At 70.7% G+C, this 24,994-nt stretch carries 24 protein-coding genes; 5 read left to right on the top strand and 19 right to left on the bottom strand.

All coding sequences use genetic code 11. From position 1 onward, the window contains the following. Positions 1-33 precede the first annotated feature (33 nt). Positions 34-1,419, bottom strand: a complete 1,386-nt coding sequence (locus ASF17_RS06870) for a glycine--tRNA ligase (RefSeq protein WP_055797012.1) — start codon at positions 1,417-1,419, stop codon at positions 34-36. Between the two features lie 79 nt (positions 1,420-1,498). Next, complete coding sequence (locus ASF17_RS06865; RefSeq protein ID WP_055797009.1) at positions 1,499-2,569, bottom strand: aminotransferase class V-fold PLP-dependent enzyme; 1,071 nt, start codon at positions 2,567-2,569, stop codon at positions 1,499-1,501. 81 nt (positions 2,570-2,650) lie between these two features. On the opposite strand from ASF17_RS06865, the gene ASF17_RS06860 reads away from it, so the two are divergent. After that, positions 2,651-3,601, top strand: a complete 951-nt coding sequence (locus ASF17_RS06860; protein WP_082475126.1) for a LysR family transcriptional regulator — start codon at positions 2,651-2,653, stop codon at positions 3,599-3,601. A 34-nt stretch (positions 3,602-3,635) separates the two neighbouring features. After that, positions 3,636-4,286, top strand: coding sequence for a hypothetical protein (locus ASF17_RS06855; protein WP_156357330.1), 651 nt, complete (start codon positions 3,636-3,638; stop codon positions 4,284-4,286). 1 nt (position 4,287) lies between these two features. Here the strand turns inward: ASF17_RS06855 and ASF17_RS06850 are convergent, their stop codons facing one another. Together ASF17_RS06850 and recO are read right to left on the bottom strand one after the other, a co-directional pair. Next, entirely contained in the window at positions 4,288-5,082 is a 795-nt protein-coding gene (locus ASF17_RS06850) for an isoprenyl transferase (RefSeq protein ID WP_055797005.1), read from the bottom strand. Beyond that, positions 5,079-5,870 (bottom strand): DNA repair protein RecO, encoded by a 792-nt coding sequence (recO, locus tag ASF17_RS06845; RefSeq protein WP_055797004.1) that lies wholly within the window; start codon positions 5,868-5,870, stop codon positions 5,079-5,081. Before recO ends, ASF17_RS06850 begins: the two co-directional genes overlap by 4 nt. 34 nt (positions 5,871-5,904) lie before the next feature. On the opposite strand from recO, the gene ASF17_RS06840 reads away from it, so the two are divergent. Continuing rightward, positions 5,905-6,567 carry a trimeric intracellular cation channel family protein gene (locus tag ASF17_RS06840; protein WP_055797002.1) on the top strand — a complete coding sequence of 221 codons (663 nt, stop codon included), beginning with the start codon at positions 5,905-5,907 and terminating at the stop codon, positions 6,565-6,567. Between the two features lie 880 nt (positions 6,568-7,447). Here the strand turns inward: ASF17_RS06840 and leuA are convergent. The 11 genes from leuA to hrcA all read right to left on the bottom strand — a co-directional run bounded on the left by leuA (position 7,448) and on the right by hrcA (position 18,652). Beyond that, positions 7,448-9,205, bottom strand: a complete 1,758-nt coding sequence (leuA, locus tag ASF17_RS06835; RefSeq protein ID WP_055796999.1) for a 2-isopropylmalate synthase — start codon at positions 9,203-9,205, stop codon at positions 7,448-7,450. A gap of 206 nt (positions 9,206-9,411) precedes the next feature. Continuing rightward, the gene (locus tag ASF17_RS06830; RefSeq protein ID WP_055796998.1) at positions 9,412-10,080 is read right to left on the bottom strand and encodes a response regulator; all 669 of its coding nucleotides are present in this window, start codon (positions 10,078-10,080) and stop codon (positions 9,412-9,414) included. Continuing rightward, on the bottom strand, positions 10,077-11,345 hold the full coding sequence (locus ASF17_RS06825; RefSeq protein WP_055796995.1) for a sensor histidine kinase: 1,269 nt from the start codon (positions 11,343-11,345) through the stop codon (positions 10,077-10,079). Before ASF17_RS06825 ends, ASF17_RS06830 begins: the two co-directional genes overlap by 4 nt. Before the next feature lie 96 nt (positions 11,346-11,441). Next, complete coding sequence (gene era, locus ASF17_RS06820) at positions 11,442-12,383, bottom strand: GTPase Era (RefSeq protein WP_055796992.1); 942 nt, start codon at positions 12,381-12,383, stop codon at positions 11,442-11,444. Beyond that, complete coding sequence (locus tag ASF17_RS06815; protein ID WP_055796988.1) at positions 12,380-13,723, bottom strand: hemolysin family protein; 1,344 nt, start codon at positions 13,721-13,723, stop codon at positions 12,380-12,382. Before ASF17_RS06815 ends, era begins: the two co-directional genes overlap by 4 nt. 7 nt (positions 13,724-13,730) lie before the next feature. Further along, positions 13,731-14,192, bottom strand: coding sequence for an rRNA maturation RNase YbeY (gene ybeY / locus ASF17_RS06810; RefSeq protein WP_055796984.1), 462 nt, complete (start codon positions 14,190-14,192; stop codon positions 13,731-13,733). After that, positions 14,189-15,265: a PhoH family protein gene (locus tag ASF17_RS06805; RefSeq protein ID WP_055796981.1), complete on the bottom strand. Its 1,077-nt coding sequence runs from the start codon at positions 15,263-15,265 to the stop codon at positions 14,189-14,191. The genes ybeY and ASF17_RS06805 overlap by 4 nt, the downstream gene beginning before the upstream one ends. Continuing rightward, entirely contained in the window at positions 15,255-15,653 is a 399-nt protein-coding gene (locus ASF17_RS06800; protein WP_055798374.1) for a histidine triad nucleotide-binding protein, read from the bottom strand. The genes ASF17_RS06805 and ASF17_RS06800 overlap by 11 nt, the downstream gene beginning before the upstream one ends. A 62-nt stretch (positions 15,654-15,715) precedes the next feature. Beyond that, positions 15,716-16,447 (bottom strand): 16S rRNA (uracil(1498)-N(3))-methyltransferase, encoded by a 732-nt coding sequence (locus tag ASF17_RS06795; RefSeq protein WP_055796978.1) that lies wholly within the window; start codon positions 16,445-16,447, stop codon positions 15,716-15,718. Positions 16,448-16,449: 2 nt separating this feature from the next. Further along, positions 16,450-17,556, bottom strand: coding sequence for a molecular chaperone DnaJ (dnaJ, locus tag ASF17_RS06790; protein ID WP_055796975.1), 1,107 nt, complete (start codon positions 17,554-17,556; stop codon positions 16,450-16,452). Between the two features lie 73 nt (positions 17,557-17,629). Further along, on the bottom strand, positions 17,630-18,652 hold the full coding sequence (hrcA, locus tag ASF17_RS06785; protein ID WP_055796972.1) for a heat-inducible transcriptional repressor HrcA: 1,023 nt from the start codon (positions 18,650-18,652) through the stop codon (positions 17,630-17,632). A 145-nt stretch (positions 18,653-18,797) separates the two neighbouring features. On the opposite strand from hrcA, the gene ASF17_RS06780 reads away from it, so the two are divergent. After that, a complete protein-coding gene (locus tag ASF17_RS06780) occupies positions 18,798-19,274 on the top strand; it encodes a DUF4870 domain-containing protein (RefSeq protein WP_326934174.1) in 477 nt (158 codons plus the stop codon). Between the two features lie 88 nt (positions 19,275-19,362). On the opposite strand, the gene hemW is transcribed toward ASF17_RS06780, so the two are convergent. The 4 genes from hemW to ASF17_RS06760 all read right to left on the bottom strand — a co-directional run bounded on the left by hemW (position 19,363) and on the right by ASF17_RS06760 (position 24,414). Next, positions 19,363-20,589, bottom strand: coding sequence for a radical SAM family heme chaperone HemW (gene hemW / locus ASF17_RS06775; RefSeq protein WP_055796965.1), 1,227 nt, complete (start codon positions 20,587-20,589; stop codon positions 19,363-19,365). 2 nt (positions 20,590-20,591) lie between these two features. After that, positions 20,592-21,347, bottom strand: a complete 756-nt coding sequence (locus ASF17_RS06770; RefSeq protein ID WP_082475124.1) for a DUF1990 family protein — start codon at positions 21,345-21,347, stop codon at positions 20,592-20,594. A 4-nt stretch (positions 21,348-21,351) separates the two neighbouring features. After that, entirely contained in the window at positions 21,352-23,202 is a 1,851-nt protein-coding gene (gene lepA / locus ASF17_RS06765; protein ID WP_055796961.1) for a translation elongation factor 4, read from the bottom strand. A gap of 66 nt (positions 23,203-23,268) precedes the next feature. Next, positions 23,269-24,414 (bottom strand): pyridoxal phosphate-dependent aminotransferase, encoded by a 1,146-nt coding sequence (locus ASF17_RS06760; protein ID WP_055796958.1) that lies wholly within the window; start codon positions 24,412-24,414, stop codon positions 23,269-23,271. 244 nt (positions 24,415-24,658) lie between these two features. Here ASF17_RS06760 and rpsT point away from each other — a divergent pair, with 244 nt between their 5' ends. Continuing rightward, on the top strand, positions 24,659-24,919 hold the full coding sequence (gene rpsT, locus ASF17_RS06755) for a 30S ribosomal protein S20 (RefSeq protein ID WP_055796955.1): 261 nt from the start codon (positions 24,659-24,661) through the stop codon (positions 24,917-24,919). The last annotated feature ends 75 nt before the right edge of the window (positions 24,920-24,994 follow it).

Genomic DNA, 24,994 nt, shown 5'->3' with positions numbered 1-24,994 from the left:
GCGGGGCGGGCGCCGGAGGGACGCGGAAGCGGGTCAGGCGCCGAGCAGCTGCTCCGCGAGGTAGCCGCGCAGCTGGGCCAACGGCATGCGCTGCTGCTCCATGCTGTCGCGCTCGCGCACCGTGACGGCGTCGTCGTCGAGCGAGTCGAAGTCGACGGTGACGCAGAACGGCGTGCCGATCTCGTCCTGACGCCGGTAGCGGCGGCCGATGGCGCCGGCGTCGTCGAAGTCGATGTTCCAGTACTTGCGGAGATCGGCTGCGAGCTCGCGGGCGAGGGGCGAGAGCCGTTCGTTGCGGCTGAGCGGCAGCACGGCGACCTTGATCGGCGCCAGCCGGCGGTCGAGCTTCAGCACCGTGCGCTTGTCGACGCCGCCCTTGGCGTTGGGGGCCTCGTCTTCGGTGTACGCGTCGACGAGGAACGCCATGAGCGATCGGGTGAGCCCGGCCGCCGGCTCGATGACGAACGGGGTCCAGCGCTCGTTCTTGGCCTGGTCGAAGTACGAGAGGTCCTTGCCCGAGGCCGCGGCGTGCGTCTTGAGGTCGTAGTCGGTGCGGTTCGCGACGCCCTCGAGCTCGCCGAACTCGCCGCCGGCGAAGCGGAAGCGGTACTCGATGTCGACGGTGCGCTTGGAGTAGTGCGACAGCTTCTCGGCGGCGTGCTCGTAGAGGCGGAGGTTCTCGGGGTCGATGCCGAGGTCCACGTACCACTGGAAGCGCTGGTCGATCCAGTACTGGTGCCATTCCTCGTCGGTTCCCGGCTCGACGAAGAACTCCATCTCCATCTGCTCGAACTCGCGGGTGCGGAAGATGAAGTTGCCGGGCGTGATCTCGTTGCGGAAGCTCTTGCCGATCTGGCCGATGCCGAACGGAGGCTTGATGCGCGACGACTGCAGGATGTTGTCGAAGTTCGTGAAGATGCCCTGGGCGGTCTCGGGCCGCAGGTACGCCATGCCCTGCTCGTTGTCGACCGGGCCGAGGAACGTCTTCAGCAGGCCGGAGAAGTTCTGCGGTTCGGTCCACGAGCCGGGCTGACCGGTCTCGGGGTCGCGCACGTCCGCGAGGCCGTTCTCGGGCGGGTGGCCGTGCTTGGCCTCGTACGCCTCGAGCAGGTGGTCGGCGCGATACCGCTTGTGGGTGTGCAGCGACTCGACCAGGGGGTCGCTGAAGACCTCGACGTGCCCGGAGGCCTCCCACACCTGTCGCGGGAGGATGACGGCCGAGTCGAGTCCGACGACGTCGTCGCGCCCCTGCACCATCGTCTGCCACCACTGGCGCTTGATGTTCTCTTTCAGCGCGACGCCCAGGGGCCCGTAGTCCCACGCCGATCGGGACCCGCCGTAGATCTCTCCCGACTGGAAGACGAACCCGCGGCGTTTGGCCAGGGCGATGACGGAATCGAGACGGTTGGGTGCTGCCACGTGTGATGCTCCGATTGAGTTGAGGCCCGAGCTGGGTGCCCGGTCGGCCGAGGTACCCGGCAACTCTAGCCGCCGCCTCCTAGCCGCGCAGGGCGCCCGCGACGGCCTCGACGTCGTCCTCGTCGTTCCAGAGGTGGAAGGCGATCCGCACCCGGCCGGCGCGCCCCGAAGCGGTCAGACCGGCCGCGGTGAGCGCCTCGAGGTCTCCGCCGGGATCGACCCAGGTCACGATGGCCTGCCCCTGTCGGGCGATGTCGAGACGGTCGCAGAGCAGGTCGCCGAGGCCGGAGGCGCGGGTCCACACCTCGGTCATGTCGAGACCCGCGAAGGCGCGCAGGGCAGGCAGGGCGCCGACCCAGACCGGCCACGCCGGCGAGACGTCGAACGCGCGCGCGTCGGGGGCCAGCTCCATGATCGGGCCGTAGCAGGAGCCCCAGACCGACTCCCCCGCGTACCACCCCGCCTGGACGGGACGGAGGCGCGCCGCGGCCTCGACGGACACCGTCAGGAACGCCGCGCCGCGGGGACTGCAGAGCCACTTGTAGGCGTGGCACACGGTCACGCCGTAGCGGCTCGCGTCGACGGGCAGCACGCCGGCGGCCTGCGTCGTGTCGCAGAGCGTGAGCACGTGATGGCGTCGAGCGGCGGCGACGATCGCGGCGTCGTCGGCCACGGCACCGGTGGCCGACTGGATCGCCGACCAGGCGACGAGCCATGTGTCGTCCGAGACGGCGTCCGCGAGTTCGGCCAGCGGGACGCTCCGGACGCGCACCCCCCGGTGGCGCTGCTGCAGGAAGGGGAACACCATCGAGCTGAAGTCGCCGTCGACGCAGATCACCTCGGTTCCGTCGGGGACGGCCGCCGCGACGACGGCGACCATCGACGACGTCTGGGAGCCGATCGCGACGCGCTCGACCGGCACGGCGACGAGGGCGGCGTAGGCGACCCGCGCCTCCTCGACCACGGCCCCGTACTCGATCGGCGAGGTGCCGCCCGTCCGCCACGTGTCGAGATCGAGGCGCTGCGCCTCCAGGGTCGCCGTCATCGGCAGCCCCATCGTGCAGGCCGCGAGGTAGCCCGTGCGCGGCGCGAACGAGCGCGACGCCTCGACGAGGGCCGGCGACCAGGAGGAGCGGGTCGAGTCGGTCATGCCTCCAGACTGGATCCGCCCCACCCTCACGACAACCACCGACATCGTGCGGATCTCATAACCGGCGGTTATGGTTCTGCCATGACCGACGACCTCGACCTGCAGACCCTGCGCGTGGTGCGGGCTCTGGCCGACACCGGCACCATCACCGCGGCCGCCGCCCGTCTGGGTTACAGCCAGCCCGCGGTGAGTCAGCATCTGCGGCGGGCCGAGGCCCGCGTCGGGCACCCTCTCGTGCTCCGGACGGGTCGCGGCGTCACGCTCACCGAGGCGGGCGCCCGTCTCGCCGAGCACGCCGTGCACGTGCAGGCCGCCCTCGACGCGGCCCGCCAGGAGCTCGACCGGCTCGGCGGGGCCGCCTCGGGGCGGGTGCGGCTGACCGGGTTCCCCAGCGCCTCCTCGACGATCGTCCCCGACGTCCTGGCCCGCCTCCGTCGCGACAACCCCGGCCTCCAGGTCACGTACGTCGAGGCGGAGCCGCCCGAGGCGCTCGCGTCGCTGCGCGACGGGACGGCCGACGTCGCCCTGGTCTTCAGCCACCCGGGGTCGCGCGGACCCGACCGCGACCTCGACGGACTGACCGAGCGAGCGGTGTTCCTCGACCGCACGGTGCTCGTGCTGCCCGCCGGTCATCCGTTCGTCGACGGGTCGCCGTTCGTCGAGCTCGCCCGCGAACGATGGATCGGCGGCTGCCCCCGGTGCCGCGGGCACCTGCTCGCGACCTGCGCCGCCGAGGGGTTCTCCCCCGAGATCGTGCTGGAGACGGACAACGCCCTGGCCGTCCTCGGTCTCGTCGCGGCGGGCATGGGCGTCGCCCTGCTCCCGCGCCTCTCTCTGCAGGCGGCCGCTCTGCCCGCCGGAGTCCGGGTCGTCGTGCTGCCCCCGGCGACCGGTCGGCGCATCGCCGTCGTGCACCGGCCGGGTGCTCGGCGGGTCCCCAGCGTCCACGCGCTGACGGGGGCGATCGGGTCGCTCGACCCGCGCCTCCACGGCCTCACCGCCCTGAGCGGACGGCGACCGGACGCGGGCTAGGCTGACCGGACCACTCTCGGAAGGTGCTCCACCCGTGCGCAGAACAGTGCTCGCCTCGGCGGCCGGCGTGGCCCTGCTCGTGGGCCTGACGGGCTGCTTCGCGGATCTCGACTCGCTCGAACGGGTCGGCGACGGACCCTCGGGAGGCGCGGCGACGGCTCCCCCGCAGCCGCAGGTGACCGGCGCGCCCGGCACCGGGGGCGGTCCGGCGCCCGACGACCTCGCACCCGGCGGGACCCTGCTCAACCAGGTCAACTACAGCGACCTGACGATCTACGTCTACGACGTCGGGCGACTGACCACGACCGCACCGTCGATCTACGCCCGCCCCGACGGCACGGACCCGTACCCGGCGGGCACCGAGGTGGTCGCGACCGCCTACGTCCTGACGAACAACTCGCAGCGCCGCCTCGACCTCACCGATCTCAGCGCGGACTACTCGTCGTACGGCAACGATCTCGCCACCCAGGACGTCTTCGCCGGCCGCGACCTGCTCGCCGGTCTCGGCTACGAGACCGAGCTCGACGCGCAGTTCCCCGCGGATGCGGCGACCTGGTACCTGCTGCCGGGCGAGTCGGTCGTGTTCGCGAACGCGTGGTTCCACCGCGATACGGACGGGCCGTTGACGCTGCAGTTCCTCTGGCCCGCGGAACGGATCTTCCTGGGCGCGAACATCCAGTTCTGAGTCAGGCCGTCGGCGCGTCGATCGCTCCGCCGAAGCGCCGGGATCGCGCTGCGTAGGCCCCGACGGCCTCCCACAGGTCGGTGCGGGTGAAGTCGGGCCAGAGCCGGTCGAGGAACACCATCTCGGCGTACGCCGACTGCCACAGCAGGAAGTTGCTCGTCCGCTGCTCGCCCGAGCTGCGGACGAAGAGGTCGACGTCGGGGAGATCCGCCGTGTAGAGGTGCTTCTGGATGAGCTTCTCGCTGACACCCGACGGCTTGATGCGGCCGGCCGCGACGTCGTCCGCGATGGCCCGGACGGCGTCCGCGATCTCGGTTCGACCGCCGTAGTTGACGCACATCGTGAGGGTCAGGACGTCGTTGCCGCGCGTGAGCTCCTCGGCGAACTGCAGCTCGCGGATGACCGAGCCCCAGAGCCTGGGCTTGCGACCCGCCCAGCGGACACGGACCCCCCACGCGTTCAGCTGGTCGCGCCTCCGATGCAGCACGTCGCGGTTGAAGCCCATCAGGAACCGCACCTCGTCAGGAGACCGCTTCCAGTTCTCGGTCGAGAACGCGTAGACGCTGAGATGCTTCACCCCGAGCTGGATCGCCCCGGCGACGACGTCGAGCAACGACATCTCGCCCGCCTTGTGCCCCTCCACCCGGGTGAGGCCCTTGCCGTTCGCCCACCGGCCGTTGCCGTCCATGACGATGGCCACATGACCGGGCACGGCGCCCTTCGGCAGCTCGGGCGGATACACGCCCGTCCAGTCGAGGGGCCGGAAGTCGGCCGCGTCGCGATGGGTCTTCTTCACGGGTGCCCTCCTGGGAGCGGGGTGCGGCCCGACGGGGCCGGTGCGGTGAGAGCCGCCCTCGGCGGCTCACGATCGACGTGCTGGAGCGAACGGAGTCCCCGCTCGAGATGCCACTGCGTGTACGCCGCCACCACGCCGCTGGCCTGGTTCCGCGTGCCCTCGGGCGCCGCATCCGCGACCGCCCAGTCCCCCGTGAGCAGCGCCGACAACAGGGCCAGCGCCTCCTCGGTCAACCGGGGCGAACCAGGAGGCGCGTGATCGTCCGCCACCACCCCGCCGAGCTGCACGACGAACGCCGAGTGCGGGCCGGGCGCGCCGCTGACCGCGCAGTCCCCGAAGCTCGGCGACCACCCCGCGACGCTCAGCGCCCGGAGGAGATACGAGTCGAGGGTCAGCTGCGGCGCGTGCTCGGCGCGGGACAACGAGCGGAGGGCCCCGACGAGCAGGAGGTACTGCTGCAGACCCGCCTCGGCCTCCGTCAGCTTGTCGGCGGTCTCGACCATCACGCTCCCCGCCGTGTAGCTGGCGTAGTCGCCCGCGATCACGGCCCCGTACGACGCCAGCGACTCGGCCTGCTGCACGATGTCGAGCGAACGTCCCTCGTAGAGCTGGAGGTCGGCGACCATCATCGGCTCGAGACGGGCGCCGAACTTCGAGGCCGTGCGGCGGACGCCCTTCGCCACGGCGCGGATCTTGCCGTGGTTGCGACTGAGCATCGTGAGGATGCGATCCGCCTCGCCCAGCTTGTGGGTGCGCAGGATGACGCATTCATCGCGATAGACGGGCACTGCTCCAGTATCCCCCGCGTGGTACAAACGTCGGATGCACGCCACAGCCTTCGCCGTACCTCTGTGGGTGGATCTTCTCGCCGTGGGCATCGGAAGCCTGCAGGGGGCCATGTTCGCCTCCGAGTTCAAGGACCGTCGGCTCGACCTGCTCGGCGTCGCCATCATCGGCACCGCCACGGGGCTCGGAGGCGGCATCCTCCGCGACGTGCTGCTCGGCGAGGTGCCTCGCGCCATGTCGAGCAACTGGTACCTGACCGTCGCCGTGCTCTCGGCGATCCTCGGCATGGCGCTGCAGCGGGTGTTCGACCGGCTCGCCGGCGTCATCACCGTGCTCGACGCCCTCACCATCGGCCTGCTGGGCGCCATCGGCTCGACGAAGGCCCTGTCGATGGGGCTGCCCGAGATCCCCGCGGTCTTCGTGGGGGTGATCGCCGCCGTGGGCGGCTCGGTTCTGCGCGACCTCCTGATGAACCTCACGATCGCGATGATGCACGTCGGGTCGCTCTACGCGGTCGCCGCGGCAGCCGGCACGACCGTGCTGGTCGTCGCCGTCTCGCTCGGCGCCCCCGTTGCGGTCGGCGCCGTGGTGGGGACGTCCGTCACTTTCGCCATCCGCATGCTCGCCGTCCGGTTCGGATGGACGCTGCCGGAGCAGCGCGCCCTCAGCAGGCTGCCGCGCTGGCGTCGTCCGCGCTGACCGCCTGGCGTCGGCTGCGCCGGGGTGCGTGCGGGTGTGCGGCTGCGGCGTGCGGGCTGCGGGTTGGGGCCTGCGGCGTGCCGTTTGCGGCCCGAGGCGTGCGGGCTGCTGCCCGAGGCGTGCTGGCTGCTGCCCGAGGCGTGCTGGCTGCTGCCCGAGGCGTGCGGTCTCGCCGCCGTCAGCGCGGCGAGGCGCTGGTCCGGATGGCGGATTCGGGCATCTGATGCGCGCGACCCGCGTCCCGTCCGCCCGCCCCGGAGGTCCCTCGCAGTCGGCAACTCCTGTCAGCTGCTCGTCATCCGTCGCCGCGCGGGTCATGGCGAGAACGCCGGAGCACGCCTCCGGAATTGCCGACGGCGGACCCCGCTCGCGGTGGACGATGCGGCGTGCGCGACCCATGCTGCCGACGCCCCCTCCCGGCAGCCCTCCCGTCGGCAACTCCTCCCCGCTGCCGCGAACGGGATAGGAGCCGCCGCCGACCCGGGCTCGCTGACCGAGTCGGCAGCGTGCGGCAGGAGTTGGCGACGGCACGTCGGCCGGTGGGCCGCCCTCGGGAGCAGCAGGCCCGCCGACAGGCTGGAGGGACGCGATCGCCCGTCGCCCGTCGGCAACTCCTCCTCCCCGCTGCGCACGAGGCACGGGCGCGCGCGAGGGGAGGGCGGGGCGGCGGGAGGCAGGAGTTGCCGACGCGATGGCCTCGGGCACCGCGCGTGCTGTCGACACCGGGGAGAGTCGGCTCCCGCTGCGGTGACGGGGCGGCTCAGGCCGACCCGGCTCCGAGCCGGGCGCGGGCGGGAGGCTCAGCCAGGGTCTCGTGCCGAGCCCAGGGCCCCCGGGCCCGTACGGGACCCGGGGGGCTCGGACACACGGCCCGGGGGGTTCAGGCGGGGGCGAGCTCGCGGGCGGCGACGCCCCGCAGTGCGCGGTTCACGGCGGAGACGATCGCCTTGAGCGAAGCGGTGGAGATGTCCGCGTCGATGCCGACGCCCCAGAGGCGCGTGCCCTCGACATCGAGCTCGACGTACGCGGCGGCCTGAGCGTCGCCGCTCGCGCTGAGGGTGTGCTCGACGTAGTCGTAGAGCTTCACACCGACGCCGTGCGCGTCGAGGATCGAGATGAACGCGGCGATGGGGCCCGTGCCCCGACCCGTGGTGGCCTCGACGTCGTCGCCGATGCGGAGGTCGACGTCGAGGGCGGTCTCACCGCTCAGATCGCTCGAGGTCCGCGTGCCGGTCAGCTCGAAGCGGCCCCACTTCTCGTCGGCCTCGTCGGCCGGCAGGTACTCGTCGCGGAAGATCGACCAGATGTTCGCGCTCGTCATCTCGCCGCCCTCCTCGTCGGTCCGGGCCTGCACCACGCCGCTGAACTCGATCTGCAGCTTGCGTGGCAGGTCGATGGCGTGGTCGGCCTTCAGCAGGTAGGCGACGCCGCCCTTGCCCGACTGCGAGTTGACGCGGATGACCGCTTCGTAGCTCCGCCCCAGGTCCTTGGGGTCGACGGGCAGGTAGGGAACCGCCCAGGGCAGCTCGTCGACGGAGACGCCCTTGTCGGCTGCCTCGGCCGACATCGCCTCGAAGCCCTTCTTGATGGCGTCCTGGTGCGAGCCAGAGAACGCCGTGTAGACCAGGTCGCCCGCCCACGGACTGCGCTCGTGCACCGGCAGCTGATTGCAGTGCTCGGCGGTCCGCTTCACCATGTCGAGGTCGCTGAAGTCGATCTGCGGGTCGATCCCCTGGGTGAAGAGATTGATGCCGAGGGCGACCAGGTCGACGTTGCCCGTGCGCTCCCCGTTGCCGAAGAGGCACCCTTCGATGCGGTCGGCGCCGGCCATGTATCCGAGCTCGGCGGCGGCGATGCCCGTGCCGCGGTCGTTGTGCGGGTGCAGCGACAGGATGACGCTCTCCCGACGCGCCAACCGGCGGTGCATCCACTCGATCGAGTCGGCGTAGACGTTCGGCGTCGCCATCTCGACGGTCGCCGGCAGGTTGATGATGACCGGGCGCTCGGGCGTCGCGTCGAACGCCTCGATGACCTGGTTGCAGATGTCGAGGGCGAAGTCGAGCTCGGTGCCGGTGTAGCTCTCGGGCGAGTACTCGTAGAAGACGGCCGTCTGAGGGATGGTCCTCTCCGCCTCGCGGCACATCCGCACACCCTCGAGCGCGATGTCGATGACACCCTGACGGTCGGTGCGGAACACGACCTCGCGCTGCAGCGCGCTCGTGGAGTTGTAGAGATGGACGATCGCCTGCTTCGCCCCGGCGATGGACTCGTAGGTCCGCGCGATGAGGTGCTCTCGGGCCTGGGTCAGCACCTGGATCGTGACGTCGTCGGGGATCGCGCCCTCGTCGATCAGGCTGCGCACGAAGTCGAAGTCCGTCTGCGAGGCGCTGGGGAACCCGACCTCGATCTCCTTGTAGCCCATGCCGACGAGCAGGTCGAACATGATGCGCTTGCGCTCGGGGCTCATGGGGTCGATGAGCGCCTGGTTGCCGTCTCGCAGGTCGACCGCGCACCAGCGGGGCGCCTCGGTGATGCGGGCCGACGGCCACGTACGGTCCGGCAGGTCGACGGCGAACTGCTCGTGGAAGGGACGGTACTTGTGGATCGGCATGGCCGACGCGGTCTGGGTGTTCTTCATGGTCTCGAGCTCCTGGGCTTGCCGACAGTGTCAGCGCTTCGTTGGTCAGCCGACGACGAACTCCGCGACGAGGGAGGCCTGGGCTAGGACTCGTCGCGGCAGCTAAGGAGGAGCAGACCGAACAGCACGAGTCGAGGCTAGCACCGCCCGGCAGGGGGACGGACCGAGGAGGCGCGCGCGGCTGTCGAGACGACGCACCCCCGCGATCATCCGGTCAGGCCGTGCTCGTACGCGTAGACGACGAGCTGCACGCGGTCGCGGAGCGACAGCTTCGACAGCACGCGGCTGATGTGCGTCTTGACCGTCGCCTCGCTGAGGAACTCCCGACCCGCGATCTCGGAGTTGCTGAGCCCCCGCGAGGCCAGATCGAAGATGTCGCGCTCTCGGGTGGTGAGGGTGCGGAACGCCTCGGGGACGGCTCGGGAGCCGCGTCCGTCGAAGTGCTCGAACAGCTCTCTCGTCGCGGAGGCGGCGATCACCGCGTTGCCGGAGTGCACGGTTCTGATGGCGGCGAGGAGGAACTCGGGATCCGCGTCTTTCAGGACGAAGCCGCTCGCGCCTCCTCGGATGGCCCGGGTGGCCGCCTCGTCGAGATCGAAGGTGGTCAGGACGATGATGCGCGGGGGCTTGCGCATCGCCCGCTCGGCCGCTGCGAGCACCGCGGAGGTCGCGGCGATGCCGTCCATGACGGGCATGCGGATGTCCATGAGGACCACGTCGGGCAGGGCCTCGGCCACCATGGCCACGGCCTCCTCGCCGTTGCTGGCCTCGCCGACGAAGAGCAGATCGGGCTGCGAGCCGACGAGCATCTTGATGCCGGCGCGGAAGAGCGCCTGATCGTCGACGAGTGCGACGCGGATCGACGAGGGAGTCATCGGGCGAGACCTACTTCTTGTGTGAGTGCCGAGGTCGGCACGATGGCATGGACGACGAAGCGCCCGTCGGCGTTCTGGGTGGTCAGCGAGCCGCCGGCGAGCGTCGCGCGCTCGCGCATGCCGTCGAGTCCGTGGCCGCCACGGCGCTCTTCGCCGGGTGTCGTCGTGGGCACCGGACGGGTCAGCGGCCGCACGACGTTGCCGATGAGCAGATGGAGGGACTCGTACCGCCAGTCGAAGACCAGCTCGACGACCTCGTCGACCGCCCCGTGGCGCAGCACGTTCGTCAGGGACTCCTGCACGATGCGGAAGACGGCCAGCTGCCGGTTGGTCCCGAGCTGCTGCGGCTCGCCGACGACCCGGTGATCGATGCGCAGGCCCGAGGCGCGCATCTGCTCGAGCAGCTTGTCGAGATCGCCGAGCGCGGGCTGCGGCGCCTCCCCCTGGCTGTGGCGGAGCTGTCCGAGCAGGACGCGCACGTCGCCGAGCGCCTCCCGCGCGGTCGAGGCGATGGTCGTCAGAGCGTCGTCGACGCTCGTGGGGTCGACCTTGGCGGCGTACCGGGCCCCGTCCGCCTGGGCGATGACGACCGCGAGGGAGTGCGCCACGACGTCGTGCATGTCACGAGCGATCCGGTTGCGCTCCTGCTCGACGGCGATGTCCCGCTCGGCTCGGGCGGCCTCGCGCTCGGCCCGAGCGGCATCCCCCTCGGCGCGGATGGTCTCGCGCTCGGCGACCAGGCGGGCCTCGCGGCTCGTGCGCTCGGCGGAGCGCGAGCGGGCCAGCAGACCACCGGCCCAGGGCAGCCCCAGCAGCGCGAGCAGCCCGAGGAACGTGATGCCCACCTGCAGCATGATGCGGACGACGTCCGTGATGCCGCTCACGTCGTAGGAGACGCCGAAGATCGTCGTCTGCACGAAGGTCAGGTAGAACGTGCCGACGGCGGCACCCACCACGAGCGACACCAGACCGAGCCACTTGAGCCGGTCGGTGCCGTACGCGGCGACCGTGTAGAGGATCACGCAGATGGCGATGTTGCTGACATCGGGCGTCGTCCGCGCGAGCATCTCGCCGATGGCGACCACCCAGGCGATCGACAGAGCCAGACTCGGCGACAACCGGCGCACGGCGAGAGCCACGGCCAGCCCGAGGGCCACGACGCCGGTGAAGGAGTCGTTGGAGATGAGCAGCGCCGCGCCGAAGAGCAGGACCCCCGACGCGGCGTCCACCACCAGCTGATAGGGGGCGAGGCGACGGAAGAGCACGGGACTACCGTACGGCCCGCCGGGACGCTTCACGAGCGAGCGCCCGGACCTCGCGACGGGCGACGGAGGCGGGTCATCCTGTGGAGGGACCTCGGATCAGAAGCCGAGGCGCCCGAGCAGCTTGGGATCCCGCTGCCAGTCCTTCGCCACCTTGACGCGGATGGACAGGAACACCTGCTTGCCGACCAGGGGCTCGATCTGGGCACGCGCCCGCTCGCCGACCTCCCGCAGCCGCTGCCCGCCCTTGCCGATGACGATGGCCTTCTGGCTGTCGCGTTCGACGAAGAGATTGGCGTAGATCTCGAGGAGGTCCTTGTCGTCGCGCTCGACCATGTCGTCGATGGTGACCGCCAGCGAGTGCGGGAGCTCGTCCTGAACGCCCTCGAGGGCGGCTTCGCGGACGTACTCGGCGACACGATCCTCCAGCACCTCCTCGGTGACGGCGTCCGCCGGATAGAGCGGCTGCGAGAGGGGCATGAGCTTGATGAGCTCGGTCGCCAGCACGTCGAGCTGGACGTCCGTCACGGCGGACAGGGGGATGATCGCGTCCCATTCGCGGAGACGACTCACCGCGAGCAGCTGCTCGGCCACCGCCGGGCGGGAGGTCGCGTCGACCTTCGTGACGATCGCGACCTTCCTGGCGCGCGGGAACGCGTCGAGCTGCTCGTTGATGTACTTGTCGCCGGGGCCGATCTTCTCGTCGGCGGGGACGCAGAAGCCGATGACGTCGACATCGCCGAGGGTCGTCTGCACGACGTCGTTGAGACGCTCGCCGAGCAGGGTGCGGGGCCGGTGCATTCCGGGCGTGTCGACCAGGACGAGCTGACCGTCGGCGTGGTGCACGATCCCGCGGATGGCCCGCCGCGTGGTCTGGGGCTTGGACGACGTGATGGCGACCTTCTGCCCCACCAGGGCGTTCGTGAGGGTGGACTTGCCCACGTTGGGTCGACCCACGAACGACGCGAACCCCGCGCGGTAGGTCGAACCTCGCGAGGGGGCCGTCGGATCGGCGGCGTGTGTCGGTTCGTCGTGGGTCATGCGGTGTCCTTCGCGGATCGGTTCGAGCTGAGGACGGCGGCGCCGTCGAGGTCGGGGTCGTCGGTGGCGGAGCCGCCCGCGGTCTCGAGCACGGCGCTGCGCTCGACCAGGACGGTCTGGAGGTCGTGTCGACGACCCTCGGTGCGGTCCGCGGTGAGCGTCAGCCCCGACACCGTGACGACGGAGCCCTTCTCGGGCAGGCGCCCGAGGGCCTTGGTCAGGAGCCCGCCGACGGAGTCGACGTCGTCGTCGTCGAGTTCGAGCCCGAAGAGGTCGCCGAGCTCGTCGACGGGCATGCGCGCGCTCACGCGGAACACGCCCTCGGACACCTCGCGATGGGGCGCCACCTCACGGTCGTACTCGTCGCTGATGTCGCCGACCAGCTCTTCGATGAGGTCTTCGAGGGTGACGAGACCGGCGATGCCGCCGTATTCGTCGACGACCATCGCGAGGTGGTTCTTGTCGAGCTGCATCTGACGGAGGGTTTCGTCGGCCTTCTTCGACTCGGGCACGAACGCGGCGGGGCGCGCCAGGGTGCTCACCGGCGCGTCGTCGTGCCCCACGTGCTCGTGCAGTCGGCGCGCCAGGTCGCGCAGATAGACGATGCCCACGACGTCGTCGTTGTCGCGCCCCACGACGGGGACGCGGGAGACGCCGCGACCGAGGAACAGGCTCATCGCCGACCCCACGGTGGCGGTGGCCTCGATCGTCACCATGTCGGTCCGCGGGACCATGACCTCGCGCACCACCGTGTCGCTGAACTCGAAGATCGAGTGGATGAGCTCGCGGTCGTCCTCTTCGAGCACGTCGAGCTCGGTGGCCTCGTCGACCATGCTGAGCAGCTGCTCCTCGGACGAGAAGGAGGCGCTGGCCGGGCGCCCGGGAGTGACCCGGTTCCCGACGGCCACGAGGGCATCCGCCACCGGTCCGAGGACGAGACGCACCAAGCGCACGAACCCCGCCGTGGCGACGACGAGCCCGCGAGCGTGGGCCCTGCCGACGCTGCGCGGACTCGACCCCACGAGGACGAAGGACACGACGGTCATGATGAGCGCCGAGAGCAGCAGGGCCACCCACCACCGCTCGACGCTGAACGCGAAGGCGAGCGACACGAGGACGGCGGCGGACGTCTCGGCGACCACGCGCACGAAGTTGATGGCGTTGACGTGGGCGCCCGCGTCGACGGACAGCGCCAGCAGCGCCTTGCGGCTGCGGGGCGCCTGCTCCGCCTCGTCGATCAGGTCGGCCCGGCTGAGGACGCCGAGGGCGGAGTCGATGGCGGCGAGGAGTCCGCCGACCACCACCAGGACGACGGCCACGATGACGAACACGGTGACCATCACGGCGTCACGGTCGCTCGTCGGCGCCGGCGAAGGCGGCGAGGATCTCGCGCTGCAGACCGAACATCTCGCGCTCATCGTCGGGTTCGGCGTGATCGAAGCCGAGGAGGTGGAGGATCCCGTGGCAGGTGAGGAGGTACATCTCGTCGAGGGGGCTGTGGCCGGCCGTGGCCGCCTGAGCGGTGGCCACCTGGGGGCAGACGACGATGTCGCCCAGCAGACCGGCGGGCGTCGGGTCCTCTTCGGTGCCGGGACGCAGCTCGTCCATGGGGAAGCTCAGGACGTCGGTCGGCCCCGGTTCGTCCATCCACTGGACGTGCAGCTGCTCCATCGCGGTCTCGTCGACGAACACGATCGCGAGCTCGGCCTCGGGATGCACGTGCATCTGGTCGAGCGCGAAGGTCGCGAGACGCTGGATCGCCGCCTCGTCGACGTCGACGCCCGACTCGTTGTTGACCTCGATGCTCATCGGGTTCCTCTCGGTGACTGGTCGGCGCGGGCGGCGTCCGAGGCCTCCGAGCGGGCGTGCTGCTGGGCCTGACGCTCGGCGTCGAAGGTCGTGTACGCGTCGACGATCCGGCCGACGAGCGTGTGCCGGACGACGTCGTCGCTGGTGAGACGGGAGAAGTGGATGTCGTCGATGTCGCCGAGGACGCGGGTGACCAGCTGCAGGCCGCTCGCCCCCGTCGGCAGGTCGATCTGCGTCACGTCGCCCGTGACCACCATCTTCGAGCCGAACCCGAGTCTCGTGAGGAACATCTTCATCTGCTCGGGGGTGGTGTTCTGCGCCTCGTCGAGCACCACGAAGGCGTCGTTGAGGGTGCGCCCTCGCATGTAGGCCAACGGCGCCACCTCGACGGTGCCCGCCGCGAGGAGCTTGGGCACGATCTCCGGGTCCATCATCTCGTTCAGGGCGTCGTAGAGGGGCCGGAGGTAGGGGTCGATCTTGTCGGTCAACGTGCCGGGCAGGAAGCCCAGTCGCTCGCCCGCCTCTACGGCCGGCCTCGTCAGGATGATCCGCTGGACCTCGCGCCGCTGGAGCGCCTGGACCGCCTTCGCCATGGCGAGGTAGGTCTTGCCGGTGCCGGCGGGGCCGATGCCGAAGGTGATCGTGTGCTCGTCGATCGCGTCGACGTACTCGCGCTGACCGGGGGTCTTGGCGCGGATCGCCTTGCCGCGACCGGACACGATGGGGTCGCCGAACATGGCGGACGGCGTGCTCTGACCGCCGTCGAGGACGCGGGCGGACGTCTCGACCTCTGCCGGCGCCAGGTCGTGCCCGCCACGCACGAGGGAGACGAGCTCGTCCACGAGACCGCGCGCACGACGGACCGCGTCGGACGGCCCCTCGAGCACGACCTCGTTGCCGCGCACGAGCACCCGGACGTCGGGGTACTGCTTCTCGACGGCTTTGAGGAGGCGATCCTGCGGGCCGAGCAGCTGGACCATCGCCACCCCGTCGACCTGAATGTCGACTCGGACGACGTCGGCGGCGGCGCCGTCGCTGCGGGACTCGGACGGGTGCGTGTCGCTAGTGGGCAAGGGTGCCTTCCTGGAGGGGGCCGCCCAGGACGTGGGCGTGGACGTGGAACACGGTCTGGCCGGCCGATTCACCGGTGTTGAAGATCAGGCGGAACGACCCGGAGGAGTGCTCGCGGCCCTCGGCGTCGCGGAACACGGCCGGATCGGCGGCCAGCGCCGAGGCGGTGGACACGAGCTCGGCGAGCAGACCCGGGTCGCCCGCCGCGAGCTCGGCGACGTCGCGATACGGGGTCTTGGGGACGACGAGCAGGTGCACGGGCGCCTTCGGCTCGATGTCGCGGAAGGCGATGAGGCGGTCGTTCTCGAACACGATGTCGGCCGGGATGCGACGCTCGACGATGAGGCTGAAGACGCTCGGCTCCGCTGCGGAGTCCTGCTGATCTGACATGGCGTCCATGGTACCGGCGGCCGCCGACATCCCGCCGGTCTCGACGATCGTCGTCGGACCGGTCACCAGCGCCCGAGCCGCACGCTGAGCACGGCGATGGCCGCCGGTCCGGCCGTCGAGGTCCGCAGCACGGAGTCGCCGAGCCGCACGGGCGTCGCGCCTCCCGCCGTGAGCGTCTCGAGCTCGGCGGGAGAGACCCCGCCCTCGGGCCCGACGACGACGAGCACCGAGGAGGCGCCGGTCAGGTCGACCGCGGACAGCGCCACCTCGGCGGTCGGCTCGAGGACGAGCACCCGCTCGGCCCCGGCCCGGGCCGCGATCGCCTTCGTCGTCGCCAGGCCGGTCACCTCAGGGCCCCAGGGCCGCACGGCCTGCTTGGTGGCCTCCCGGGTGATGGCGCCCCACCGCGCCAGCCCCTTCTCGATCTTCGGGCCCTCCCAGCGGGACACGCTCCGCGACGCCGACCACGGCACGACCTCGTCGACCCCCAGCTCGGTCGCCGCCTGCACGGCGAGCTCGTCGCGGTCGCCCTTGGCGAGGGCCTGCACCAGGCCGATCGTCACCTCGGGCCGGACGTGGTGGACGACGGACTCCGCGATCATGACCACCCGGTCGGCCCGCGCCTCCTGCACGGTCCCCTCCACGACGAGACCCCGGCCGTTGCCGACCCGGAGCGGATCGGCGACGCGGACCCGGCTGACGGTCACGGCGTGACGCGCCTCGGCTCCCGCCAGGACGACCTCGCCGCCGACGGTCGCGTCGTCGAGCGCCTCGACGAGGTAGGAGTGCGCCACGATCAGAAGTTCAGGAAGCGGTCGCGCAGCTTGCCGAACAGACCCTGCTGGAACTGCGACAGCTCGGGCCCCTGGTGGCGACGTCCCGATGCGAACTTCTCGATGAGCTCGCGCTCTTTGTGGCTGAGCTTCGTGGGGGTGACGACCTGGATCCCGATCTTGAGGTCACCGCGCCCCGTTCCGCGGAGCTTCGTGACGCCGCGGTCGCGGATGGTGATGATGTCCGCGCTCTGCGTGCCCGGCTTGATCTCGAGCTCGACGTCGCCGTCGATGCCGGGCAGCGTCGTCGCGGTGCCGAGGATCGCATCGGCCATCTGCACCTCGAGGGTCGCGAGCAGGTCGTCGCCGTCGCGGCTGTAGGTGTCGTGGTGCTTGACCTTGACCTCGAGGTACAGGTCGCCGTTGGGGCCGCCGGCCTGACCGACCTCGCCCTGACCGGGCAGCTGCAGGCGGAGACCGGTGTCGACGCCGGCGGGGATGTCGATGGGGATCGTGCGACGAGCGCGCACGCGACCCTGACCCTGGCAGGTGGGGCACGGGTTCGGGATGACGGTGCCGTAGCCGCGGCAGGTGCCGCACGGGCTCGAGGTCATGACGTTGCCGAGCAGCGAGCGGACCGTCCGCTGGATCTGGCCCGAGCCGTTGCAGATGTCGCAGGTCTGCGGCGAGGTGCCGGGAGCGCAGCAGGATCCGTTGCAGGTCTCGCAGAGGACGGCCGTGTCGACCTCGATGTCGCGCTTCGTGCCGAAGACGATGTCGTCGAGCTCGACCTCGAGGCGCAGGAGGGCGTCCTGCCCGCGCTCGCGTCGCGACCGGGGCCCCTGACGCTGCCCGCCTCCCCCGCCGCCGAAGAACGCGTCGAAGATGTCGCCGAAGCCGGCTCCCCCGCCGCCGCCGAAGCCGGCCTGCGGTCCGAGGTCGTAGCGCTCGCGCTGCTGCGGGTCGCTGAGGACGTCGTACGCGTGCGTGACGTCCTTGAAGCGCTCGGAGGCGTCGGCGCTGGGGTTCACATCGGGGTGGAGCTCGCGGGCGAGTCGGCGGTAGGCCTTCTTGATCTCGTCCGGCGACGCCGTCCGGTCGACTCCGAGCACGTCGTAATGATCTGCCACTTGTTTGGTCTACCTCTTGATGTCGGTGCTGAAGATGGGAGGGGGAAGGGGAGCCGAGGAGGCGCGGATCGTGTCAGCGCTCGTCGAGCGTCGACGAGAGGTAACGCGCCACCGCGCGGACCGCCGCCATGTTCGACGAGTAGTCCATGCGCAGCGGCCCGAGCACGCCGATCCGGGCGATCTCGCTGCCCGAGGACGTGTAGCCGCTGGCGAGCACGGACGTCTGCGCGAGTCCGAAGGACGCGTTCTCGCGGCCGATGCTCGCCACCACGTCGACCGCGTCGAGCTGCATCTCGCCGAAGAGCCGCAACAGCGCGACCTGCTCTTCGATGGCCTCGAGCACAGGATAGAGGCTGCCGCTGAAATCGTCCTCGGTGCGGACGAGGTTCGCCGCGCCGGCCATGACGAGCCGGTCCTGACGGCCGGCGGCCAGCTGCTCGACGAGACTCGCGACGACGCGTCGGACCATCGCGGCCAGATCGGGGCGGAACCGCTCGGGCAGGTCGCTGAGCGATCGCGCGGCGTCGCTGAGCGCGGCACCGCCGACCGCGGCGTTGACCGAGGCGCGCAGCTCGGACAGGAAGGCCTCGTCGACCGGCGTCGGGAGATCGATGATCCGCTGCTCGACCTGGCCGCTGTCGGTGATGAGGACGGTCATGACCTTCGACTCGCCGAGGCTGACCAGCTCGATGTGGCGGACCCGGGCGCGGGAGAACGACGGGTACTGGACGAGGGCGACCTGATTCGTCAGCTGCGAGAGCAGTCTGACCGTGCGCCCGAGGACCTCGTCGAGATCGGTCGAGTCGCCGAGGAAGGTCTCGATGGCCTGCCGCTGCGCGGCCGTGAGCGGTCGGAGGTCGGCCAGCTCGTTGACGAAGAGGCGGTACCCCTTGTCGGTGGGCACGCGACCCGACGAGGTGTGCGGAGCCGTGATCAGCTCCTCCTCTTCGAGGAGGGCCATGTCGTTGCGGATCGTGGCGGCCGAGACGCCGAACTGGTGGCGCTCGACGATCGACTTCGAGCCGACGGGTTCCCTCGACGCGACGTAGTCGTGCACGATGACACGGAGGACTTCGAGTCCGCGCTCCGAGACCACGCCGCACCTCTCTCTCCGCTCGGGCCGTGACCGATCCGGTCGGGCCCCCGGCCTGCCTGGCACTCGCCGTACCAGACTGCCAATCCTACGTCACCTCCGCCCGCGGTCCTACTCCCGGACACCGCGCTGCCCTAGGGTGATGGCCATGACCGACATGCCTCCTTCGCAACCGAACGACCCCGGCGCGGGCCAGCAGCCGTACGGCCAGCAGCCTCACCACGGACAGCAGCCCTCCGGCCAGCCGCAGTACGGACAGCCGCCCTACGGTCAACAGGGCCAGCCCTCGGTCCCTCCGATGCGCCCGGAGGACGAGAAGCTCTGGGCGACGCTGATCCACCTCGGCGGCATCCTGTTCTGGATCGTCCCCGCGCTGGTGGGCTACCTCGTCCTGAAGGACCGCGGCCCGTTCATCCGCGAGCACACCCGTGTCGCCCTGAACTTCCAGATCACCATGGCCATCGTGCTCGTCGCCTCGGGCCTGCTCAGCGTCATCATCATCGGGGCCATCACCGGCTTCGCCGCCGGCGTCGTCATCGTGATCTTCTCGATCATCGCCGCCGTCGCCGCCAACCGCGGCCAGTACTACAAGTACCCGCTGACCTTCGAGTTCATCAAGAGCTGAGGCCCGGCGACGGATCGAGGGCGCGCCTCCCGAGAAGGAGGCGCGCCCTTCGTCGTCCGTCCGGCTCGCGGGAGCGCCGGGGCCGGTGCTACGAGGGCAGGAGGCGGCGGACGACCGCGTCGGCCATGAGCCGGCCCTCGCGGGTCAGCACGACACGCCCCTGGAGGGCGGGGCGACCCTCGACCCAGCCGTCGGCGATGAGACCGGCGACGGCCTGACGTCCCTCGTCGTCGAGTTCGGCCACGGCGAGCCCCTCGCGGATGCGCACCCCGAGCAGCACGCGCTCGACGCGGCGGGTCTCGTCGTCGAGGGTCTCGCGGCCGGCGCCGGGCGACTGCTCGGCCGTCATGCGCTGCTGGTAGGCCGCCGGGTGCTTGACGTTCCACCAGCGGACTCCCCCGACGTGGCTGTGCGCCCCCGGTCCGACGCCCCACCAGTCGTGCCCCTGCCAGTAGGCGAGGTTGTGACGCGAGCGGTGCTCGGCGCCCCGAGACCAGTTGCTCACCTCGTACCAGTCGTACCCGGCGGCGGCGAGGCGGTCGTCGGCGAGCTCGTACATGTCGGCGGCGAGATCGTCGTCGGGCGTCGCCACCTCGCCCCGCCGGATCTGCCGAGCGAGCTTCGTGCCGTCCTCGACGATGAGGGCGTAGGCCGACAGGTGGTCGGGCTGTTGCGCGAGAGCGACGTCGAGCGAGCGCTCCCAGTCGGCCAGGGTCTCGCCGGGGGTGCCGTAGATCAGGTCGAGGCTGACGTCGAGCCCCGCCTCACGGGCCCACTCGACGACGAGCGGGATGCGCTCGGGGTCATGGGTGCGCTCGAGGGTCGCCAGCACGCTCGGCACCGCGGACTGCATGCCGAAGCTGACCCGGGTGAACCCGGAGGCCTTGAGGGCGTGCAGGTACTCGGCGTCGACACTGTCGGGGTTCGCCTCGGTCGTCACCTCGGCGCCGTCGACGAGGCCCCAGGTGCCGACGACGGCGTGCAGCATCTCGGCCAGGTCGGTCTGCGGCAGCATCGTGGGCGTGCCGCCGCCGAAGAAGACGGTCGACGCGGGCCTCGCCGGCAGACCGGCCTCGGCCAGGACGCGACCGGCGAGGGCCACCTCGGCCACGGCCTGCGCGGCGTAGTCGTCTCGCTTGGCACCGCGCAGCTCATCGCCCGTGTACGTGTTGAAGTCGCAGTACCCGCAGCGGACGCGGCAGAAGGGGACGTGCAGGTAGACGCCGAAGTCGCGCCGATCGGCCCCGGCGACCACGGACGACGGGAGCGCGCCGTCGACGGGCGCCGGGTCGCCGAGCGGGAGGGTGCTCGGCACCCTCAGTCGTCCAGCCGACGCAGGGTCGGGTCTTCGGGAGCGGTCTCCGGGGCCTCGGCCGCCGTGATCGCCGCCGCGTCGAGGTCCGTCTCGGGCTCGGGCCCGGGCTCGGCGATCGACAGGGAGCGCAGATAGCGTCGCGTGTAGAGGGCCTGCGTGCGCTTCATGAACGGCTCGACGAGCTTCCAGCGGAGCGACGAGGGGCGGGAGAACGACCGGATCGACAGCCAGACCGAGCCGTCGTCGGTCTGGTCGACGATCCAGGACTCCTCGCCGCTCTCGGGGTGACCGTCGAGCGTGCCGTAGGCGAAGCCCTTGCGCTTGGGCTCGTCGATCACGTAGACGACGCGCACGGGAGCCTCGACCTTGCGACCGTAGGCCTCGATGGTGAGGGTCGCGGTGGTGCCCGCCGTCAGCAGCGGGGTGCCGTCGGGTGCGAAGCGCGCCTCGTCGGCGGAGCGGGTCCAGTGGGCGGCGTCGACCGGGGCGCCGTTCTCGTCGAAGGTGACCGGCGAGTACTGGCCCTCCTCGAGGGGCGGCACGTCGTCGACCCGCACCTCGATGCCGCTGCGACGCTGGATCTGCCAGGTCATGGTCGCGATCCACGCCGCCTCGAACCGGGCGTCGCCGTGTCCGACGCGCGTGCGGTACTCGGCGGGGGTGAATCCGCTCGGCGGGTACTGCATGAGGTCGGGCGCCTGCGTGGCTCCGACCTCGCCGTACGTCGTGCGGGTCTCTGTGTACGTCGCGCGTCTCATGCGACTACTTCTTGTCCTTCTTCTCCGTGTCGCCCGACAGGGCGGCGATGAAGGCCTCCTGAGGCACCTCGACACGTCCGATGGTCTTCATGCGCTTCTTGCCCTCCTTCTGCTTCTCGAGCAGCTTGCGCTTCCTCGAGATGTCGCCGCCGTAGCACTTCGCCAGGACGTCCTTCCGCATGGCCCGGATGCTCTCGCGGGCGATGATGCGCGCGCCGATGGCGGCCTGGATGGGCACCTCGAACTGCTGACGCGGGATCAGCTCGCGGAGGCGCCCCGTCATCAGGACGCCGTAGGCGTAGGCCTTGTCGCGGTGCACGATCGCGCTGAACGCGTCGACGGTCTCGCCCTGCAGCAGGATGTCGACCTTGACGAGGTCGGCCTCCTGATCGCCGATCGGCTCGTAGTCGAGGCTCGCGTACCCGGCGGTCTTCGACTTCAGGCTGTCGAAGAAGTCGAAGACGATCTCGCCGAGCGGGATGGAGTAGCGGATCTCGACGCGGTCCTCGCCGAGGTACTCCATGCCGAGGAGGTTGCCCCGCCGCTGCTGGCAGAGCTCCATGATGACGCCGACGTAGTCCTTCGGCGCCAGGATCGCGGCCTTGACCATGGGCTCGCTGACGCTGGCGATCTTGCCGCCCGGGAACTCGCTCGGGTTCGTCACCGTCACGGTCTTCCTGTCGTCGGTCGTGACCTCGTAGACGACGCTGGGCGCCGTCGTGATCAGGTCGAGACCGAACTCGCGCTCGAGACGCTCGGTGATGATCTCGAGGTGCAGCAGCCCGAGGAACCCGCAGCGGAAGCCGAACCCGAGGGCGACCGACGTCTCGGGCTCGTAGACCAGGGCGGCGTCGGACAGCTTCAGCTTGTCGAGCGCCTCGCGGAGATCCGGGTAGTCGCTGCCGTCGATCGGGTAGAGACCCGAGTAGACCATCGGGAGGGGCTCGACGTAGCCGGCCAGCGCCTCCGTCGCGGGCTTCGCCGCCGTCGTGACCGTGTCGCCCACCTTCGACAGCCGCACGTCTTTGACGCCGGTGATGAGGTACCCGACCTCGCCGACCGAGAGGCCCTGGCTGGGGGTCGGCTCGGGCGAGGAGACGCCGATCTCGAGGATCTCGTGCGTCGACTTCGTCGACATCATCTGGACCTTCTCGCGAGGGTTCAGGGTGCCGTCGATCATCCGGATGTAGGTGACGACGCCGCGGTAGCTGTCGTACACGGAGTCGAAGATCATGGCGCGCGGCGAGGCGTCGAAGTCGCCCTTCGGCGACGGGATGCGGTCGACGACCCGGTCGAGCAGCTCTTCGACGCCCATGCCCGTCTTGCCGCTCACGCGGAGCACGTCGTCGGGGTCGCCGCCGATCAGACCGGCCAGCTCGGCCGCGTACTTCTCGGGGTCGGCGGCCGGCAGGTCGATCTTGTTGAGCACGGGGATGATCTCGAGGTCGTTCTCGAGCGCCAGGTAGAGGTTCGCCAGGGTCTGGGCCTCGATGCCCTGCGCGGCGTCGACGAGGAGGATCGCGCCCTCGCAGGCCGCCAGCGAGCGGCTGACCTCGTAGCTGAAGTCGACGTGACCGGGGGTGTCGATCATGTTGAGCGCGAAGGTCTTCCCGTCGCGCTCCCACGGCATGCGCACGGCCTGGCTCTTGATCGTGATGCCGCGCTCGCGCTCGATGTCCATGCGGTCGAGGTACTGGGCGCGCATCGCCCGGTCCTCCACGACGCCGGTGATGCCCAGCATGCGGTCGGCGAGGGTCGACTTGCCGTGGTCGATGTGGGCGATGATGCAGAAGTTGCGGAGCGACTCGGGCGGCGTCGACGCCGGCTGCAGTGCACGGGATGCTAGGGGGCTCACACGATCCTCAGGGGGTGTTGGGCGGGGGTTCCGTCGATTCTCCCACGGCGAGCCGGGGATCCGGGTTCAGGCCGTCGGCGCCGGCAGCTTCGACAGGCCCCGGGTGAGGACCTCGGGCTCGGTGGCCAGGCAGACGCGGATCCACCCCTCGCCGCTGCGACCGAAGGCGCTGCCGGGCGCGACGGCCACGCGCTCGGCGAGCAGCAGCCGCTCGGCCCATGACGCGACGTCGCCCCCCGACGCGTGCGACACGTCGATCCAGAGGTAGAAGGCTCCCGTCGGCTCGAGGTAGTGGATTCCGCGCTCGTCGAGCAGGGCCGTGGCGAGGTCGAGGTTCCGCCGGTAGTGCTCGCGCGCGTCCGCGACCGGCTGATGGTCGCCCACGACGGCGGCGAGGGCGGCGTGCTGGTCGGGTTCGGCGACGCAGCTGATCTGCGCCTCCTGGACGGTCCGCATCGTCTCGGCGAGGCCCTTCGGCGTCACGAGGTAGCCCACGCGGACTCCGGTCATCGCGTACGTCTTGCTCAGGGAGAAGACGCTGAAGACCCTGTCGTCGTGATCGAGCGACGCGATGCTGACGTGCTTCGACCCGTAGGTGAAGTACTCGTAGACCTCGTCGCTGATCACCCAGAGGTCGTGACGGCGGGCGAAGTCGAGGAGGCGCGCGAGGGTCTGCTCGGAGTACACGACGCCGAGCGGATTGGACGGGGAGTTGACCACGATCGCGCGCGTCCGGTCGCCGACCAGGCGGTCCAGCTCGTCGACGTCGGGCTCGAACCCGTTGGCCGGCGTGAGCACGTACGGCACCGGCACCGCGTCGAGCATGCGCGCGTTCATCGTGAAGGTCGTGTACCCGGGATCGGGCACGAGCACCTCGTCGCCCGCCGCGAGCAACAGCCCCATGGTCTGGTGCAGCGCCTGCGTCCCGCCGATCGTGACCCAGACCTGCTCGACGTCGACGTGCAGGTCGTTCTCGCGGGCGAGCTTGGCGACGAGGGCCTCGCGGAGCGGTGCGATGCCGCCGTTCGCCGTGTAGTTCGTGCGGTCGTCGGACCACGCCCGACGAGCCGCGTCGCCGATGTGGCGGGCGACCGGGACGTCCGGTTCGCCGATGACGAGCATGTCGACGTCGTCGAGCTGGGCGGCGATCTCGAAGATCCGGCGGATCCCCGAGGCGGGCACGGTCGTCATGTGCGGGGCGAGCTGGGGCATGATGGCACGGTACTACGCACGACACGGCGCGCCGCACGACGTCCGTTCGTTGAGACTCGGGCCGCCTGCTGGTAACGTTGCCTGTTGGCTTGCGCGTTACGTCTGACACGGGCGGAACGCGATCGCAGCCGAGAGCCGCTCCGGTGGCCATCACCGGCGGCAGCACCGGGTCGATCGACGAGAGTCGGTCGGACGCTCGGCTGGCGCACATCGTCCGAGACACAGAATCCAGAAAGTAGTTCACGTGGCAAACATCAAGTCGCAGATCAAGCGCATCGGCACCAACAAGAAGGCCCAGGACCGCAACCGCGCCGTCAAGAGCGAGCTCAAGACGGCCGTCCGCGCCACGCGCGAGGCGATCACCGCCGGCGACAAGGACAAGGCCACCTCGGCTCTCCTCCTCGCCTCGAAGAAGCTCGACAAGGCCGCCAGCAAGGGCGTCATCCACCAGAACCAGGCCGCGAACCGCAAGTCGTCGATCGCGAAGCAGGTCAGCGCTCTCTGAGTCGCCGAACCCGTCCGAAGGCCCCGTCTCGATCGAGACGGGGCCTTCGTCGTCTGACGGGCGGGCCAGCGCAGC

This window comes from Frigoribacterium sp. Leaf263, from assembly GCF_001422285.1.
In the GTDB taxonomy this organism is placed as follows: Bacteria; Actinomycetota; Actinomycetes; order Actinomycetales; family Microbacteriaceae; genus Frigoribacterium.
The sequence above is the reverse complement of the archived record's forward strand: the minus strand, read 5'-3'. Positions and strand labels throughout refer to the sequence as shown.

Coding starts and splice junctions, on each gene's coding strand:
- ASF17_RS06865 (WP_055797009.1), bottom strand. CDS start 2,569: ATGACCGACTCGACCCGCTCCTCCTGGTCGCCGGCCCTCGTCGAGGCG.
- ASF17_RS06860 (WP_082475126.1), top strand. CDS start 2,651: ATGACCGACGACCTCGACCTGCAGACCCTGCGCGTGGTGCGGGCTCTG.
- ASF17_RS06840 (WP_055797002.1), top strand. CDS start 5,905: ATGCACGCCACAGCCTTCGCCGTACCTCTGTGGGTGGATCTTCTCGCC.
- leuA (WP_055796999.1), bottom strand. CDS start 9,205: ATGAAGAACACCCAGACCGCGTCGGCCATGCCGATCCACAAGTACCGT.
- ASF17_RS06830 (WP_055796998.1), bottom strand. CDS start 10,080: ATGACTCCCTCGTCGATCCGCGTCGCACTCGTCGACGATCAGGCGCTC.
- era (WP_055796992.1), bottom strand. CDS start 12,383: ATGACCCACGACGAACCGACACACGCCGCCGATCCGACGGCCCCCTCG.
- ASF17_RS06815 (WP_055796988.1), bottom strand. CDS start 13,723: ATGGTCACCGTGTTCGTCATCGTGGCCGTCGTCCTGGTGGTGGTCGGC.
- ybeY (WP_055796984.1), bottom strand. CDS start 14,192: ATGAGCATCGAGGTCAACAACGAGTCGGGCGTCGACGTCGACGAGGCG.
- ASF17_RS06800 (WP_055798374.1), bottom strand. CDS start 15,653: ATGTCAGATCAGCAGGACTCCGCAGCGGAGCCGAGCGTCTTCAGCCTC.
- ASF17_RS06780 (WP_326934174.1), top strand. CDS start 18,798: ATGACCGACATGCCTCCTTCGCAACCGAACGACCCCGGCGCGGGCCAG.
- ASF17_RS06770 (WP_082475124.1), bottom strand. CDS start 21,347: ATGAGACGCGCGACGTACACAGAGACCCGCACGACGTACGGCGAGGTC.
- ASF17_RS06760 (WP_055796958.1), bottom strand. CDS start 24,414: ATGCCCCAGCTCGCCCCGCACATGACGACCGTGCCCGCCTCGGGGATC.